Consider the following 16,260-nt stretch of genomic DNA (forward strand, 5'->3'; position numbering starts at 1 on the left):
ATCATTGTCAATATCACTCGAATGGATCGAGATTTATTCTTCCCAATAAAAAAAGCTACCTAAGCCTTTTTTGTATATCTCGCCATTTTTTCATTCTTAAAGATAAACCTGATAATCCAAATGTATGGCAAATCATCCAAATATTTTTTTTATAAAAGATTTCACGTATTTTCTTAGACCTCCCTTGCTTTTTTGACTCATTAATTCTTTCAATTGCGGGAGGATCATCTCCGTCGCATCTTCTCCTGCCACAATCAACTTTTCCCCATCCAAAAGCTGTGCCCACCGTGCATCGCCAACGTGAGGATTGATAACTACGTCAGCATTTTTGACGTTTTGACGAGCAAGATTGTTTTGTAAAAGATCGATAGAGTTTTCAGCAATTTTATAAAAACCAAATTTATCGTCCTTGGTATTTTCACTGGCAAAGAAACCCGCATTCAAATTAACCGCTATGATCAATTCTGCTCCCATGTTTTTCAAAACATCCACGGGAACAGGTTGGGATAGCCCTCCGTCAGCTAACACTTTTCCCTCCCAATGCACAGGATTAAAAACCAATGGCAATGAGATGCTCGCCCTGATCGCAGAAGAAACCTTGCCCTTCGTTATCACAACCGCATCCCCACTCTTAAAATTAGTCGCCACCACGGAAAGAGGTATCTTTAAATCATCAAAATGTACCTTGTCTATGTTTTTTTCGATAAAATTTACCACCTTTTCGCCACCAAGCAACCCTTGGCTAAAAGACGGGTCCAGTAGTGAAAAAATCAACGTGCGATCAATCCCGAGAGCTATCTTTTCAATTTGTTTTATATCTTTCTTGTAAGCATAAAATCCACCGATCATTGCACCGATGCTTGTCCCGGCAATATAATCGATCGGAATGTTATTTTCTTCCAGAACTTTGATCACACCAATATGCGCCAAGCCCCTAGGACCACCAGCACCCAAAGCCAAACCAATTTTAGGTCGTTTCATTTTTATTCGAAAAAATAAATTTATATCACTATTGTATCATGATTCCACGTTCTCATCTTGTGCATTTCTATGAAATGATAATATCAAAACCGGCCAACAGGGACATGACCTCCGGCGATGAAAATTTTGCTTTTGCAATTTTATTGGCAGTCGGATCTATATAATAGTTTACCGCTCCAACAAAATTTGCCTTGCTCAAATTAGCATTGTGGAATTTACTGCCTTTCAGATCAGAGTTTGCAAAATCAGATCCGGTGAGATCACTATCCACAAAATCAGTTTCATGGATCTCACATCCGACAAATGCAGAATTTTTGATATCCAACATGCTAAAACTGCACAATTTTACCGCACAGTCATGAAATTTCCACGAAAGCAGAAACTTATTTATTTCACCAAAGACCACACCGCTTATTTTACATTCCGTGAATACAACATCGCAAAAACTGCAATTGACAATCTTTGAATTTGAGAAATTGCACCCATCAAAGACGCATTCGATAAATTTGGTGCCCGTAAAATCGGTTTCGGTAAAATTGCATCCATTGAATACGCAATTGGAAATCTCAAAAGACTCCCGTTTTTCCCCGGACCAATCTTCTTTTTGGATCGTTTGATCTTCAATGATGTTTTGCATATACGTAATTCGATTATATCATGACGCAAGATCTAACTTCAATAATACAAATAAAAGAGGTAGATTTCTCTACCTCCAGTAAGAATAATTCCTCCCTTTTTACAGAAAACCGCTAGATCTGGCAATCCCAACCAAACCAACAAGAATCCAAAAAGTATTCAGTAAGGCGTAAGCCTTATCCCGCTTCAGAATCGAACACCATGATAATAAAGCCGCATCAGTCGTGTTAAATATCCACACAAACATAAAAGGGCTTTGCGGTCCAAGCCAACTCACTAGTGAAAAACTGAATATGCGCATTGAAACTCCGACCATTTCCAGAGTTTTAATGTTGTTAAGTACAAATGCATTTAATACTTCTACAACATGCCTAAGTCTGCTCATTGTGCCTCCTTTTGTCTGATTTCTATTAAGGTACTTCTTACTATTAGACTAATGTATAAATGCTAACGTGACAAGTTTTGAGTGATAAAAACTCACAACAATAACTCAAAGATCTTACATTGTCAGTAACTTCCACTTAGTGCACAAAAAAGATAATTGCACAAGATATCGCGCAAATATTTATTTCAATTCATGCCAAATCAAACTAAAAAATAATTATTTATTTGTTCATAATCTATATTTTTTCCAACAATAGTCTTGGCACCGCAAAATTTACAGAACCCACTTTCTTCTAAAATTTGTTTTCCGCAATTTTCACAGAATATATTTTTATGCTAATTGATTACCACAAAATTTACAGAAGTTTCCTTCAAAATTAATTTTTTTTCCACAATTATGACAGAACCTTTTACCCTCAAGAAAATTTTCATCTGTATTTACTGGTTGAATATTATCCTGTTTGTCGGATTTGTTTCTTTTTTTCCTTTCATTCTCTATCTTAATTGCTCCATACAGAGGGGCAACAAGTATGAGCCACCAAACTAAAACCATAAAAACTCCTTTTCCATTAAGCGCGATGAGTTGGTATCCTTTTTCGATTGTCCATAAAATTATTCCAAGATACATCGCCCATCTGTGCCCCTTATATATAAAAAAGAGAACAGGTATATAAATTATCAAACTATAAAGAACATCAGCTAGGGGCATAATATCAAAATATCCAAGGATCAGAGATGCTATTATAATTCCCCCAAGAATTAAAGTGGCCTGTCCTCTTTTTGACCTTGTCATACCTAATTCGTCATACTTTTCTACTTGCATTTTGAATTCTCTCTCTGCTTTTTCACTCGCTTGTTTTTTTTCTTCATCTTTTTCTTCTTGCAACTGTAATTTAAATGATTTCATAAATAGAGAGTTTATTACAAATAAAAAACAGCCCAAAAAAGACTGTCGGCATCAAAAATGTGGTTTTGTGTTTTTCGCAAAAACATTGAATTGCAACTTTTTAATATTAATCTATTTTAAAAATAGCACTTAGTTGGGAAAATGCAAGTTTTTTTATTCAAAGAATGAAAATTAGTTCGACTCAAACCAGACCAAATCAAACTAAAAAATTCCATATGACTATAGCATCCTTTTCACACCATCCCGGTCTAGTACCTCCTTTTAGACAATTTTAAGAGGTTTTTTGACCTTTTTGGATGAGTATCGATCTTTGTCAAATGAGACAAATGAGACACTGCAATAGTATGAAGTCTCATTCACAAAAATTTGACTTATCAGATTAATTGTTACAATAGTCACGAAATTCTTTCGTCTAAACGCGAAAATAGATTACTAACCATGATCAGCCTACCAAGTGCCTCATGATGCGGCATTTGCTCCTCATCTCCATGACTTAGATTATTACGCCACCAAGTCATCAAACCCATTGTCGTAAGCCTAAAACCCATTTGTTCATTAATTTCCTGAGCTGTTTCAAGATTATTAAGCTTAATTTTTGGATCATTCTCATTAAACACATTAGCCATCAGTTTTTGTCCATCCATTTTTTTTAACAAAGATAAGTCCTGCACTGTTTTTTCAAATTTCTCTAAAGATTTTCTAACAGCTTCATTTAAATGACCATCCACAAACATTTTCTTGCAATCAGGCAAAAGTGTTGGATGCAGAGGAAACGTATCAAGAATTTTTTGTACTGCTATTGGTGGTGGAACGATTTTTGGTCTTTGAGTTGGAAGTTTTAATTCTTTAATTTCTTTTTTTAAATCAACTCCTAGTAGAAACAATTGACTTGCAAGCTCAGAGGCTTCTTGTTCCAAAATTGGATTTCCTTCCGAATGTCTCTTTTCAATAGCCCTTGGAAGAATTTCGCGAACAATTAACTTTAAGGTTCGAGGTTTCTCTTTAATAAGATTCCTTATAAAAACAGAAAATGCTTCCTTCTTATTTACTTTTTTTGGAATATATTCCACAAGCCCTCGTGTTTTTGCAATCGTCATAAGGGAAAATGAGCTTCTATACCCATCTAACGGAATAAGTCTTCCTAACTGTTCAGCGAGGATGCGTATGTTTTGAATATTCGCAGCGGATAGCATTTTGAATTTTCGCACTTTATTTTTTTTCGAAACAGTCTTGTGATTGCTTTTTCCTAATTTCATAATTTCTTAAACTATTATATGGTTACATAAAATCCCGAGACACCTTAGTGACTCGGGATTTTTTTGCTATTTTTTCGCCAACTTCTCCTGCAAGGAATGAATGATCACGGTATTTGCAATATTCTGCCAAAGCACCTTGCTCTTTCCAGTTTTATTAGGGTTACTATTATATTCCCTAGTATGAGCTTCCAAAACTTGTGAGACTATCTTAGATCCGTGCTTATCAAGAAATTCCTTCGGATCAATCACCCATACATAACATCCATTCTTCTCTTCCAATAGAAATCGAAGGGCTGCAAAAATCGGCATGGAAAAACCCTTTGATAGTTTATATCCAACAGTCTTGTTTGAGAATGGAAGCTTCACGGTAACAGGCTTCTTGTTATCTCCCCTTCCACGATATTTTTCAACACCGTTTATACCGCCAAATTTCTTTACACCAACCTCCTTTGCATAACTCTCAAATTTCGAATAGAGGTGCTCATATGTTTCAAGAATTGAGGGGAGTAGCTTATAAAGTTTTTCATACGTAGGTCTGTTTTTTTTATTCAACCATTTAGTAAAACAGGTAGATATTCCGGTATAAGCAACTGTTGGCTGGCTACTACTATCATACAGATCCTTATTCAAAGCAGTTAGTAGGGCGAGCAATTCCTCTATGGGAAACATCGCCTCATCGCTATCCAAGTTCTCATTCTCAAAATAAATTACCTTTTGACTATAACCACCTAGCGCATCCTTGATAGGTAAAAATTCATTATCAAGATTAACTATAGACTTTTCAGTCACCTGAACACTGGTATTCCTTGCTCTTGCCAATTTGGTAGCAAACCCCTCAGCACCTTCAACAACAGTAATAAATATAGGAAGATCCTCTAATGATTCATCCTCCATTTTCTTCTTTAGAACCGCGTATGTATGTCCACCATCAACTAATCCTCCTTTTGGATTTCCGTCTTCATCCACCCCAAAATCAACCAGGATTTTCTTTTCGTCCCCATCTACATTTGGATAGTAGACTTTTTCAGCAATCAAGACAAGCCCCCTATTGCAGTCTGTAAAATACTCTGGCTCTTGCTCTAACGTGTCAATCATCTGTCGACAAGGCTTTGCGTTAATATCGGGTTTTCTAGGATTCGGGGTGGTTGGAAAATTATTAGGTAAGTTTTTAAGCAAAATAAAAAGGAAATGAGTTTTAATAACATCGTTTCCCTCAGGATCGTAATAGTTTAATTTTCTTCCGATTGTTCTTGCTTGAGAGTAGTTAAACTCCAAGACTTGCTTTGTCTGTGACATAGTTTTGTCATTAAAATTAGTTAATTTTTCGCTTCGCTGAAAGCAATATTACTTCAGTTAGCTGAACTTGCGGTAAGATTACCTGCAAATCTAATACGAGTATAACAAAAATATTTCAACTTGTCAATATCTCTTTTCTTTCATCTGCACGGGATGTAGGAATCGAACCTACGCCAAAGGTTTTGGAGACCTCTATACTACACCTGTCACTCACGAGTGACGGGTCGGACACTATACGAATCATTTGCACGGGATGTAGGAATCGAACCTACGCCAAAGGTTTTGGAGACCTCTATACTACCACTATACGAATCCCGCAATTTTTATTATTTTAAACCCAATCTCTTCATTAAACTCATATATACCGAACCGCTTGTTTTTAATCCCTTCTCCCTATTACGTGCCAACTGTTCATTTTCAAATGCTTCATAATAGATCAGTTCCGGTTTTTTGTTCTTTGTGGTGTTATTTTGTCCTGCACAATGTTGCGCGAGACGTTTACGCAAATCAGCTGTATATCCAATGTAAAACTCCTTATCGCCACACTTTTGCAATTTTAGCACATACACATAGTACATCACAATTTGAATTTATTTCACAGGAGACCTCTATTGCACCTGTCACTCACGAGTGACGGGTCGGACACTATACGAATCCCGCCTGCCTAAATCTTGTAAAAAAATTGTAGCCGTCACGCCATTCTCACCATTCATCTTTATACCAAAATGTCTTTACATACTTGCAGTACAAGATTTTGGCAGGCACGCCGTATCCACATTCTATTGTAACGATTATTTCATTTTTTGTCACATTCTGAGCCCACGAGCAGAATTGAACTGCTGGCCTTTTCCTTACCATGGAAATGCTCTACCATCTGAGCTACGTGGGCACAATCCTTTACAGATAAAGCCGACACTTTACAGTAATCGGCCGCATCCGCTATGTCTTCCTCTGTATTTCTTTCGTTTGGGTTTACACTGAGCAAGTCCCTACTTGTGGGACGAGTCGACGTGTGGGCCGGGAGGGATTTGAACCCCCGAAGACCGAAGTCGCCTGATTTACAGTCAGGTGCATTTGACCACTCTGCCACCGACCCAGTTCAATATCAAATATAAAAAATGAAGAATCAAAAATATTTTTGATATTTGATTTTTCATCTTTAATTTAATACTGAGCCACTTGTCAGACTCGAACTGACGACCTGCGGTTTACAAAACCGATGCTCTACCAATTGAGCTAAAGTGGCATACTTTTTTATAATGTCCTCGTTAAACGTTTTCTCAAATCTTTCTTTTCATCACTACTTTTGAGAAACTTTTCTCTATTCATTGTTTCTTCTTTGTGTAGATATGCCTCATAACAAATTAATACCACTAGATTCCCGTTTTCACGGGAATGACACTAAAAAATCAACATTAAACAAACCCTTTCCGTATCAGTATACACTGACAGAAAAAAATAATCAACACGTCTCAAGCCTATAGGACACGATCAAGGTTTTTCATTGCAACTTGTGCGCGCTTGTGTCGAGGATCCAGACGTAACACATATTTGTAACACTCTCGCGCATCTGCAAATTGTTCGTGTTCCATGTAGTAATCCCCCAATTTCTCGTATTTTTTACTGTCTTGTGGCGCCTCCTCGATCTCGGTCATCAGTGCCAGCTCTTCAGGATCTCTCGTTTCGCCGTTCTCGATCTTATCACTTACCATGCTCTTCTTCCGAAGGGTGACGATCTTGTCACCGCTTCCATTGCTTGATCCTGCATATGCCGTTTTTGCATCTTGCGTGCTATGACGATCTTTCCATGAGAGACTGTTTTTGATCCGTTGCGATGCCCCTTCGCTTGCGCCACGCAAATACCTCTTCCCCGAGCTGAAGTGCTGTCGGATCCCTTTGTGCTCTTGCAAAACAAAATTGCCAGAATCACGATCTTTCGATGATACTTTTGTAAGAAAAATGATCAAAATCGCTACAGCAAAAACGATAATTATGGGCGGGACAATCAAATAAATCATAACAGTTATTACAAAATGTATTTACACCTAATCCAATAATACATTTAGAATGCAAAACGTGCAAATTCCCCAATCTCGATCTTTTCACCGATCTTTGCGATATGTTCAGTGAGGTACTCTTCCACTGTTTTATCCGGCTGTTTGACAAAGGATTGTGTCAAAAGTGCGAGTTCCCCGCGCAATTTTTGCTCTTTTCCCGCCATGATCTTTTCCATGATATCCGCCGGCTTGCCCTCATTTTTCAGTTGTGCGGTCCAAATTTCCCGCTCTTTGGCGACGAAATCACTGTCCACATCTTCCGGTCGCAGGCATTGTGGAGCGCTTGCAGTAATATGCATCGCGATGTCGCTGGCAAATTTTTGGAAATCCGCATTACGCGCAACAAAATCCGTCTCACACAAGACTTTTACCATCGCACCCATTTTTTGATTGGAGTGTACATACGTGCCAATGATACCCTCACGTGCATCACGCGTGGCTTTTTTTAGCGCCTTACTCTGTCCACTTTTACGCAAGATCTCAATTGTCTTCGCTTCATCTCCCTTTGCCTCATCAAGTGCTTTTTTTACATCAACAATTCCTGCGCCTGTTTGTTCACGGATTTTTTTTATTTGTTCTAATGTGCTCATATAGCTTTGAATTTTAGAATTTTGAATAGAAAATTTTATCCTCTCCCGTTATCTACATTTATCGCAACGCTTTACAAAAATGCGCCAAAATCATCGTCAGTGAAGAGATGGCATCGTCATTTGCAGGGATTGGATATGCAATACCCTCTGGATTGACGTTTGTATCCGCCAAAGCGATCACGGGGATCTTCATATGCATTGCTTCGCGAATCGCAAGTTTGTCCAATTCGACATCCGTCACAAAAATCGCGCCCGGCAGGTCTTTCATGTCTGCAATACCTCCCATACGACGATCCAGTTTTTGCGCTTCTTCTATTTTTTTCATTTGCTCAAATTTCGTGTATTTTTTTATCTCACCTTTTTCGATCTGTTCTTGCAAACGCACCATGTATCTGGTACGGCGACGAATATTGCTGAAATTGGTGAATGTGCCCCCAAGCCATCTCTCTACAACAAACGGATTACCTGTATATTTTGCAATATCGGTCACGAGGTCATGCGCTTGTCTCTTTGTGCCTACAAAGAGAATTTGTTTACCACTCTTTTTTACTGAAGCAATAAATGCCAACGCCTCTTTCATTCGTTCAACCGTCTTTGCAAGATCAATGATGTTGATATTGTTTCGTGTCGTATAGATGTATTGATCCATGCGCGGATTGCGACGTGATTTTTGATGACCAAAATGAACACCCGCTTTGAGGAGTGATGCCATCGTTAGGTCAAGACTATTGAGATCGATCGTCTCAAAAATGTTCTTTCGTGGAGTTTTTGATTCCACGACACCGTCTTCTGTCTTTATGGTCTTCTTTCGTGCCATATGTTTTATCCTTAAAAATTATACGCATATATCACCGATGCAACCCTTACCGGATCGGGACGAAAAAATCCTGCCGGCAGGAATGGATTGCGTGAATATACGCTTGATAAATAATGCACCAATATTAGCGCATAATCAGACCCTTGTCAATTTTTGTTTCTTATGTTAGGCTGTGTGGAGTATATTAAGTACATATTAACCACTTGACGCACATCCTATGAAAAAAGGCACTCATCCAAAATATTATACACAAGCGATCGCAACATGTTCTTGCGGCGCAGTTTTTGAAGTTGGAAGCACGCGAGAAAAAATTTCCATTGAAACATGCTCGCAATGCCATCCAATCTACACAGGCAAGCAAAAAATCGTTGATGCGACAGGACGCGTTGACCGATTCAAAAAACTTGCAGAAAAAACGCAAAAGGCGAAAGAATCACGCAAAGTGGCAAAAAAAGTAGCAGTAAAAAAAGTGGTAAAATCAAAGAAAAAGATCAAGACTGCTGCGTAGCGATACTTCCCAAAAAACACCGCCTTTTCTATGTCGGTGTTTTTATTTTGACGACGTGACCATTGTGCCATATAGTACATAGTAGAAAGAGAAATTGAATTGAAAATTATGCAAGACATCATTGATAAAGTAAAAAAAGAATATCGTGAGATCGGCGAAGAACTCGCCAATCCGCTCATCGCACAAAACACAGAACGCATGATCGTTCTGAGCAAAAAACAGGCAGAGATGAATGCCGTGATCGCCAAGATCGATGAATTCGAACATGTGGTCAATGCCATGAAAGAAAATGCCACGATCATCAATACAGAATCTGATCCGGAACTCACACAAATGGCTGTAGAGGATAATGTTTCTTTGGCACAAAAAAGCGAACAGCTGGGGAAAGAATTGGAAATACTCCTTTTGCCTGCAGATCCGCGCGACACCAAAAATGTTATCATGGAAATCCGTGCCGGTGCCGGCGGTGACGAGTCAGGTCTGTTTGCCACTGATTTGTTCCGTATGTATTTGCGTTTTGCCGAGATCAACAACTGGAAAACATCCATCCTCCATTCCAACGTCACCGAAGTAGGGGGCTACAAAGAGGTGATTTTTGAGATCGAAGCGCCTGCCGGTGCCACGTCTGTTTACAAGCTCATGAAATATGAGTCCGGCGTTCACCGCGTACAGCGCGTACCAGAAACAGAAAAGCAAGGTCGCATCCACACATCTACCGCCACAGTCGCCGTTTTGCCGGAAGCAGAAGAGGTGGAGATCGACGTCAATGAAAAAGACCTCCGTATTGACACATTTGCGTCATCCGGTCCCGGCGGTCAAAGCGTCAATACGACAATGAGTGCGGTACGCATCACACATATTCCCACCAATACAGTCGTTTCTTGCCAAGATGAAAAGTCTCAGCATAAAAATAAAGCAAAAGCGATGAAGGTGCTTCGATCGCGCCTCTTGCAACTCGAAGAAGAAAAATATGCCAAAGAGATCGGCGATGCGCGCCGAACCCAAGTGGGCACTGGTGACCGCAGTGAAAAGATCCGGACATACAATTTCCCGCAGGACCGCATCACCGACCATCGCATCAAACAAAGCTGGAGCAATATAGAAAGCGTCCTCAATGGAAATCTCACCAATATTATTCGCGCACTGCAAGAAGAAGACATCCGCATCAAACTTGCCAAACAGGCATCATAAAACTCTTCGGAGATCTTACAAAAAAACGCTCCTCCCGTTATGGGAAGGAGCGTTTGTTTTACGCAGTATAAAACCTACACACTCATATGATACATGAGGTTGAAAATCAAAACGATCGCAAGAATGACCACAAGAAAAAGATAGATCACTTCTTGTTTCGATTGAATTATCCCGTTTGTTTTTTCGTCCAAAAATGTTCGTAATCGATCAAGCATATTTTTTTTATTTTAAAAAATTAAAACCCTGCAAAAACCCTGCACGAAGAACCATCTGCCGGCGTCACATCTGTAATAACCTCACATCCGTCTTTTTTGCAACAAAACACTTCAGTGTCATGCGGCGTTGGTGGCACAGCACCATTTGTGCGATAAACCGAAAAATAATATTCTCCAGTGCCAGAACTAGATCCTGCCTGCGTAGCATATGCGAAATCCAATTTTGCAAGATCAGACCATTGCGCATCAGAGCCCTCACAAACAGACCCCTGCAAACCTGGTAAAGATATTTCCTTTTTTACCAATACGCACTCTTCGATCTTTGGAAGTAGCTGACGTGCTTCCGCATAGGCAGCTGAGCGATTTGCCTTGACCTTTGCTGTGGATAATGCAACCAAAACATTCGCCGCCAACAATCCGATAATTGCCATGATAATTAAAAGCTCAATGAGCGTAAACCCTTTTTTATGCATACCTTGTCATAAATAATTACTTAAAAAATATCCTTACAAAACATTATATCATACTACATCGTCTCTTGCCCATATACTATGATTTTTTCGTAAATGATAAAAAGCGATTGCTCCACACACTGTTCGATATGTGATCAATGCGATAAGAAACACCGTGATCGTCACTGTTTGTGTCACATATGCAATGCAAATGATACTTGCATAGGTAATGAATCCAAATACAAATGACAGATTGTACCGTTTATACCCCTTTTGCGATATACTTGATAAGATCCACCCATAAAGCGATGCGAAGAAATGCACACCCATATACACCGCACCTAAAAAGATCCATAGCCACACAAAAGGATACCCATTACCATACAGCGCAACAATACAAGCGATGCCCACTCCGGAAAAAAGAACAACCGGCAAGAACGTACGAATACACATGCGATCAATTTTTGCGATCACCGATTGGATACGATCGGCATGCATACGCACCGATGGAAAAAACACACTGACAAAAAGTTGTGTGATCCGTGCACCGATCACTACGATTGCCGTAAAATATACCGCATATACACCGGCAGTTTTCACGCCAAGCACAGCAGCAATGATCAACGTGTCCGCATTTTTGATCACGCCATTGACCACCGCATTAATGAGACCAAACGCATTATAATGGAATACTGTGTTCATTTTTTCCACATCCCATGCCTTCACCGTCAACAGGCGACGTGTAGCAATTCCTCCTGCAATAGTAAACGCTCCCCCTGCAATCGTCAGTGCCAATGCATAACTTGCAAAAGTACGATCATGCATCCCCCACATAAAGATCACCAAAAAGATCACGACAACGATTCCCTCTCCGAGTCGCAAGATCGCCTGCCACACAAATTTTTCATCTGCACGTAAAAATGCGTCCATCATGCGTTTTGTAGAAAATACCACCGCAAAACCCAATGCGTACAAAAAAACACCTTGTGACATCTGTACAAAATGAAAGAAATGAAAAACACTTTCCGCCAAGAGTGAAAAAACAATGATGTTGATCCCAAACATCAAAAGAATTGATGACATGAGTCCTTTTTTATCTTCTTTTTTTTCTGAAAGAAAATACAACGCCGATACATCCAGCTCAAGCACATACAATAATGACACGATTTGCGCAATAGAGAAAAATACGGAATACAGCCCATATTCCTCTGGACCCAAGACGCGCGCAACAACAACATTGGCAGAAAAAAGCAACGCAAAAGCACCTAACCCGCCCACAATCGATACGGTAAGATTTTTGGCGAACTGCATTGTTCGTGCTCCCGCATCGCCACCGATCACGATCCTATGGATGACATTGGCGAGTCGATGCATTTTTTCTCTTGTAAACAGTGTATTCATGTTGTGTGTTTTTTTATCGCTTTATCATATATATCCATGAGACGTGTATAGTATATTTTTTCATTATTGATCGCAGATACGCGTTCGCGTGCTGACACGCCCATACGTTCACCCAATGACGGATCATCGATAAATTTCTGCATTTTATCCGCAAGATTTGCCGCATCTTCCGACTGAAAAACATACCCGCTCACGCCATCTTCGATCATCTCCTTTGTGCCTCCAGCATCCGATACAATCACCGGTGTTGTACATGCCATGGATTCCGAGATTGCGATCGGTGAATTGTCATACCACACTGACGGAAGTACTGCAACCGCCGCCTGTTGCATCAGCATAAACCATTCCCGACTGCCCTTTTGATGAAATCCCGCAAAACTGATCACATCAACCAGTCCCTCTTTGTGCACAAGATCACGTAATCTATTTTCTTCCGGACCTTTGCCGGCGATCACACAGCGCCATTCACCCAGCGTACCGCGTTCTTTGAGTTTTTGTATCGCCGCAATCAATACCGGCAAACCCTTCTCCTGTGCGATCCGCCCCATATACAAGAAGAAATGACTCTTTGGAACGGTTTGCTCGGGATACGACCGAAAATTCAACACGTTGCGCAAAATCACGATCTTCTCTGCGGGTATACCATACGTCACACAGATATTTCGCATAAATTCGCTTGGCGCCACAAAGATGTCCACATCATCATAAAACCGACGCCATCGATTGACATAACCCTCGATCATACCAACGAAACTTTCACTCCATGAATTGTCAATTGATTTGTTCAAAAAGATTTTGTAATATGACCCGTTCTGGCATGAATTATCGATTTTGCCATGGGAAAACAATGTGTAATTTGGACAGATCGCGTGATAATCCGATAATTTAAATACGATTGGCACACCGTGTTTTTTGAGTACGCGAAAAATGCCCGGCGTCAAATAATGATAAATATTGTGCACATGGGCAACATCCGGTTTCTTTTTTTGGAGCAAGAGATCCAATTTTTTCATTGCTTCACGATTGTAGAGCACGCGTGGCAAAAGCCGTATTTTTTGCCACATATTCTTGGTAGCGCGAATATCGAAATGCTCGGCAAAATACACGTTCTCACGCGCATACTCATTATCCGGATCATGCATTGCAAAAACCATCACTTCATGTCCCATTGATTCAAGAAGTTCTTTGGTCTCAAAAAAAGCCGACACTGACCCGCCACCGCGTTTTTTACTGTAATATTTGTGTATTTGTAATATTTTCATATCTCTATCATCTCATCCATGTTATAATAAAGCAATATACAAAAAAAGTCTAAAAAATAATCCCTCCATTATGAACGATGATCTCTCAATTGCCTCAAAAGAAACCTCCGGCATACTCCTCATAATTGGCCTCGTCACCATTCTTCTCGTTCACATCTTTTTTCTCCTTCCCTTTCCCATCACGTGCGGTGTGACAGCGCTTTATGTGCTTGTAATCTTTTTTCTCCATCGACCGCTAGAAGGATTTTTTGCACTGCTTGTCATACGTGCATCTGTTGATTTTTTGGATACATATTTTTCCGTCTCTTTATCCGAAACCATCACGTTAAATGTTGCGGCGATCCTCGGTCTGCTTCTCATCGCCATGACATGTGTACTTGCACTTACACATCGCAAAGACCTGTTTCGTCGCCCACTTGTTGTATCATTTGGACTTTTTATCATTTTCAGCGCAGGAAGTATCTTTTATTCCATTGACCAAGGTGCGACATTTGAAGAAACCTCCCGCATCATCAGTATTTTTGCCGCATTTCTCGGTACGCACATCTTGTGCATAAGAGTACCACACGCACGTAAAACACTCATCACAGCGACACTTTTTGCAGCGATTCTCCCGCTGACATTTGCAATTTTTCAACTGGCATCCGGTACCGGTTATAGCGACAATACCGGTACAGAAGGACGTCTCTTTGGCACATTCAAACACCCCAACTCTTTTGCATCTTTTCTTTTGGTCGTGATCGCACTGCTCACGTATCGTGTCTTTGAAACATTATCCCAGCGGTACAACCGCAACACTGCTTTGACACTCCTCGGTGTTACTGTGACCATTCTTCTCCTCACCTTCAGTCGTGGCGGTTGGTTTGCATTTTTGATCTTTTTTGGACTTTTCGGACTTTTGCGCGCACCAAAAGTGATCTTTGTTATTATTGCGATCGCAGTCACATTCTTTTTTACATCACAAACTGTTCACGATCGCATTGAGGATATTTACAATCCACCGGCCGACAGTTCGATCCGTTGGCGCATTCAGCAATGGAAAAATGCTGTTGCCGCGTGGCAGTTATCACCGATCTATGGCTATGGCGCCGGTACGGAAATTGCGATCTTTGAAAAAGAACAGGGCTATTACGCAGGCAATCCCTACACGCACAATGACATCATCAAAGTACTCCAAGAAACAGGCATCATCGGCACCGGCTTATTTTTACTGCTTCTCGGTGTCACATGCATCCGCTTGATCAAAACATATCACGCGACCCAAAACGCGAGCGAGCGACTCTTTGTATTGATCATTCTCCTGCTCTTTATCGCACAGATCGGCTTTGGCATGAGTTCAAACATCTGGCGTGGTACAGCAGTGCAATGGTTTCTCTGGGCACTTATTGCATGTGCGCTTTCATATAATGCACCACGCAAAAACTCACATCAGCTACACAAAAATTAACTCTTTGGTCATACCAAAACGAAAGGAGCAGGTTACAAACCTGCTCCTGCAAAATCCCACTGTCCTTCGGACATCTCCCTTTACAAAAGGAAGAGTCTTCCATGTTTAGCATTTCTAATAAGCTGCAACCATTGACAATCGATCGATCTCTTCTTGCAATAAGTCCATGTTCTTTTGGATCATGGTTTTTTGTTCTTTGGTAATAGTCGGCGCAAAGACCGCTTGCTCCATACTGCGGATGTATTGCCTGATGTACAATGGTGTGTTGCGCGCCTCGTCAAAATACGCCACCGTGCGTCCTTGTGGCGGAAAGAACATGTGCACAGAATTATCCTCATCATAATAGATCGTCTCACGATCGATCTGCGCCGCGATCTCATCAAGCGTACGCAATTGTCGCATGAATTCTTCTTTATCACTGTCAGTCATTTTTGTTTTTACATTCATCAGTAACGCCTGAGATGTCTGCATCTCATTTACCATCGTGTAGAGACGCGTCATTTTTGCGTGCATGATGTTGTAGTGATCTTGTTGCTCCTCGCGAATGAGAAGTTCACCATACGCCAATCCAGCATTGCACATCAAAAAAACGATGTATATGGTACACGCACCTGCAAAAAGTATTCCCGTAATTAAAAGTATTTTTTTCATCATAATTGATTTGATATATATGCCATTTTTTCTTTTGTATTGAGACTTGCACATTTGTCATCCTGAACTCGTTTCAGGATCTAGTTAAGCCATACATGCGAGATCCTGAAACAAGTTCAGGATGACATGGCTATTAGATAAGCTCTAGCACACATCCATCTTATCAATTTTCTGCTACAAAAGAAAGAAGCCCTGCAAACTGTTATAGT

The 16,260-nt window shown here is 40.3% G+C and carries 18 protein-coding genes and 4 tRNA genes; 3 read left to right on the forward strand and 19 right to left on the reverse strand.

The window, feature by feature from the left end:
* Positions 1-132: 132 nt before the first annotated feature.
* From WC819_01975 to rpsB, 14 genes are all read right to left on the reverse strand, one after another.
* Positions 133-981 (reverse strand): patatin-like phospholipase family protein, encoded by an 849-nt coding sequence (locus tag WC819_01975; protein MFA5986099.1) that lies wholly within the window; start codon positions 979-981, stop codon positions 133-135.
* Between the two features lie 67 nt (positions 982-1,048).
* Entirely contained in the window at positions 1,049-1,618 is a 570-nt protein-coding gene (locus tag WC819_01980) for a pentapeptide repeat-containing protein (protein MFA5986100.1), read from the reverse strand.
* Positions 1,619-1,717: 99 nt separating this feature from the next.
* The gene (locus WC819_01985; GenBank protein MFA5986101.1) at positions 1,718-2,002 is read right to left on the reverse strand and encodes a hypothetical protein; all 285 of its coding nucleotides are present in this window, start codon (positions 2,000-2,002) and stop codon (positions 1,718-1,720) included.
* 330 nt (positions 2,003-2,332) lie between these two features.
* Complete coding sequence (locus WC819_01990; protein MFA5986102.1) at positions 2,333-2,908, reverse strand: hypothetical protein; 576 nt, start codon at positions 2,906-2,908, stop codon at positions 2,333-2,335.
* 395 nt (positions 2,909-3,303) lie between these two features.
* Entirely contained in the window at positions 3,304-4,164 is an 861-nt protein-coding gene (locus WC819_01995) for a TIGR02391 family protein (GenBank protein ID MFA5986103.1), read from the reverse strand.
* Between the two features lie 66 nt (positions 4,165-4,230).
* Positions 4,231-5,460, reverse strand: a complete 1,230-nt coding sequence (locus WC819_02000) for an AIPR family protein (GenBank protein MFA5986104.1) — start codon at positions 5,458-5,460, stop codon at positions 4,231-4,233.
* Between the two features lie 247 nt (positions 5,461-5,707).
* Positions 5,708-5,778: transfer RNA gene (locus WC819_02005), tRNA-Trp, on the reverse strand.
* An 8-nt stretch (positions 5,779-5,786) separates the two neighbouring features.
* Positions 5,787-6,038, reverse strand: a complete 252-nt coding sequence (locus tag WC819_02010) for a GIY-YIG nuclease family protein (GenBank protein ID MFA5986105.1) — start codon at positions 6,036-6,038, stop codon at positions 5,787-5,789.
* A 238-nt stretch (positions 6,039-6,276) separates the two neighbouring features.
* Positions 6,277-6,349, reverse strand: a tRNA-Thr gene (locus WC819_02015).
* A gap of 124 nt (positions 6,350-6,473) precedes the next feature.
* Positions 6,474-6,556 (reverse strand) — tRNA-Tyr (locus tag WC819_02020).
* Positions 6,557-6,633: 77 nt separating this feature from the next.
* Positions 6,634-6,706 (reverse strand) — tRNA-Thr (locus tag WC819_02025).
* A gap of 232 nt (positions 6,707-6,938) precedes the next feature.
* Positions 6,939-7,478: a tetratricopeptide repeat protein gene (locus tag WC819_02030; protein ID MFA5986106.1), complete on the reverse strand. Its 540-nt coding sequence runs from the start codon at positions 7,476-7,478 to the stop codon at positions 6,939-6,941.
* A gap of 44 nt (positions 7,479-7,522) precedes the next feature.
* A complete protein-coding gene (gene tsf / locus WC819_02035; GenBank protein ID MFA5986107.1) occupies positions 7,523-8,107 on the reverse strand; it encodes an elongation factor Ts in 585 nt (194 codons plus the stop codon).
* Between the two features lie 58 nt (positions 8,108-8,165).
* Complete coding sequence (rpsB, locus tag WC819_02040) at positions 8,166-8,924, reverse strand: 30S ribosomal protein S2 (GenBank protein MFA5986108.1); 759 nt, start codon at positions 8,922-8,924, stop codon at positions 8,166-8,168.
* 217 nt (positions 8,925-9,141) lie between these two features.
* On the opposite strand from rpsB, the gene rpmE reads away from it, so the two are divergent.
* Entirely contained in the window at positions 9,142-9,432 is a 291-nt protein-coding gene (rpmE, locus tag WC819_02045) for a 50S ribosomal protein L31 (GenBank protein ID MFA5986109.1), read from the forward strand.
* Between the two features lie 108 nt (positions 9,433-9,540).
* Positions 9,541-10,623, forward strand: a complete 1,083-nt coding sequence (prfA, locus tag WC819_02050; protein ID MFA5986110.1) for a peptide chain release factor 1 — start codon at positions 9,541-9,543, stop codon at positions 10,621-10,623.
* 74 nt (positions 10,624-10,697) lie between these two features.
* Here prfA and WC819_02055 read toward each other — a convergent pair whose 3' ends face one another.
* From WC819_02055 to WC819_02070, 4 genes are read right to left on the reverse strand one after another with little or no spacing between them, the layout of a single operon-like run.
* Positions 10,698-10,838: a hypothetical protein gene (locus WC819_02055; GenBank protein MFA5986111.1), complete on the reverse strand. Its 141-nt coding sequence runs from the start codon at positions 10,836-10,838 to the stop codon at positions 10,698-10,700.
* A 20-nt stretch (positions 10,839-10,858) separates the two neighbouring features.
* Complete coding sequence (locus WC819_02060) at positions 10,859-11,311, reverse strand: type II secretion system protein (protein MFA5986112.1); 453 nt, start codon at positions 11,309-11,311, stop codon at positions 10,859-10,861.
* 48 nt (positions 11,312-11,359) lie between these two features.
* Positions 11,360-12,691, reverse strand: coding sequence for an oligosaccharide flippase family protein (locus WC819_02065; GenBank protein MFA5986113.1), 1,332 nt, complete (start codon positions 12,689-12,691; stop codon positions 11,360-11,362).
* Positions 12,688-13,953, reverse strand: a complete 1,266-nt coding sequence (locus WC819_02070; protein ID MFA5986114.1) for a glycosyltransferase family 4 protein — start codon at positions 13,951-13,953, stop codon at positions 12,688-12,690. Before WC819_02070 ends, WC819_02065 begins: the two co-directional genes overlap by 4 nt.
* Before the next feature lie 70 nt (positions 13,954-14,023).
* On the opposite strand from WC819_02070, the gene WC819_02075 reads away from it, so the two are divergent.
* Complete coding sequence (locus WC819_02075; protein ID MFA5986115.1) at positions 14,024-15,400, forward strand: O-antigen ligase family protein; 1,377 nt, start codon at positions 14,024-14,026, stop codon at positions 15,398-15,400.
* Between the two features lie 114 nt (positions 15,401-15,514).
* Here the strand turns inward: WC819_02075 and WC819_02080 are convergent, their stop codons facing one another.
* Positions 15,515-16,054: a hypothetical protein gene (locus tag WC819_02080; protein ID MFA5986116.1), complete on the reverse strand. Its 540-nt coding sequence runs from the start codon at positions 16,052-16,054 to the stop codon at positions 15,515-15,517.
* Positions 16,055-16,260: the final 206 nt, after the last annotated feature.

The sequence above is a fragment of the Parcubacteria group bacterium genome, from assembly GCA_041660065.1.
Taxonomy (GTDB): domain Bacteria; phylum Patescibacteriota; class Minisyncoccia; order Moranbacterales.

What these genes read in the sequence shown, in the direction of transcription:
- WC819_01975 (MFA5986099.1), bottom strand. Translation starts at nt 981, where the DNA reads ATGAAACGACCTAAAATTGGTTTGGCTTTGGGTGCTGGTGGTCCTAGG.
- WC819_01980 (MFA5986100.1), bottom strand. Translation starts at nt 1,618, where the DNA reads ATGCAAAACATCATTGAAGATCAAACGATCCAAAAAGAAGATTGGTCC.
- WC819_01985 (MFA5986101.1), bottom strand. Translation starts at nt 2,002, where the DNA reads ATGAGCAGACTTAGGCATGTTGTAGAAGTATTAAATGCATTTGTACTT.
- WC819_01990 (MFA5986102.1), bottom strand. Translation starts at nt 2,908, where the DNA reads ATGAAATCATTTAAATTACAGTTGCAAGAAGAAAAAGATGAAGAAAAA.
- WC819_01995 (MFA5986103.1), bottom strand. Translation starts at nt 4,164, where the DNA reads ATGAAATTAGGAAAAAGCAATCACAAGACTGTTTCGAAAAAAAATAAA.
- WC819_02000 (MFA5986104.1), bottom strand. Translation starts at nt 5,460, where the DNA reads ATGTCACAGACAAAGCAAGTCTTGGAGTTTAACTACTCTCAAGCAAGA.
- WC819_02010 (MFA5986105.1), bottom strand. Translation starts at nt 6,038, where the DNA reads ATGTACTATGTGTATGTGCTAAAATTGCAAAAGTGTGGCGATAAGGAG.
- WC819_02030 (MFA5986106.1), bottom strand. Translation starts at nt 7,478, where the DNA reads ATGATTTATTTGATTGTCCCGCCCATAATTATCGTTTTTGCTGTAGCG.
- tsf (MFA5986107.1), bottom strand. Translation starts at nt 8,107, where the DNA reads ATGAGCACATTAGAACAAATAAAAAAAATCCGTGAACAAACAGGCGCA.
- rpsB (MFA5986108.1), bottom strand. Translation starts at nt 8,924, where the DNA reads ATGGCACGAAAGAAGACCATAAAGACAGAAGACGGTGTCGTGGAATCA.
- rpmE (MFA5986109.1), top strand. Translation starts at nt 9,142, where the DNA reads ATGAAAAAAGGCACTCATCCAAAATATTATACACAAGCGATCGCAACA.
- prfA (MFA5986110.1), top strand. Translation starts at nt 9,541, where the DNA reads ATGCAAGACATCATTGATAAAGTAAAAAAAGAATATCGTGAGATCGGC.
- WC819_02055 (MFA5986111.1), bottom strand. Translation starts at nt 10,838, where the DNA reads ATGCTTGATCGATTACGAACATTTTTGGACGAAAAAACAAACGGGATA.
- WC819_02060 (MFA5986112.1), bottom strand. Translation starts at nt 11,311, where the DNA reads ATGCATAAAAAAGGGTTTACGCTCATTGAGCTTTTAATTATCATGGCA.
- WC819_02065 (MFA5986113.1), bottom strand. Translation starts at nt 12,691, where the DNA reads ATGAATACACTGTTTACAAGAGAAAAAATGCATCGACTCGCCAATGTC.
- WC819_02070 (MFA5986114.1), bottom strand. Translation starts at nt 13,953, where the DNA reads ATGAAAATATTACAAATACACAAATATTACAGTAAAAAACGCGGTGGC.
- WC819_02075 (MFA5986115.1), top strand. Translation starts at nt 14,024, where the DNA reads ATGAACGATGATCTCTCAATTGCCTCAAAAGAAACCTCCGGCATACTC.
- WC819_02080 (MFA5986116.1), bottom strand. Translation starts at nt 16,054, where the DNA reads ATGATGAAAAAAATACTTTTAATTACGGGAATACTTTTTGCAGGTGCG.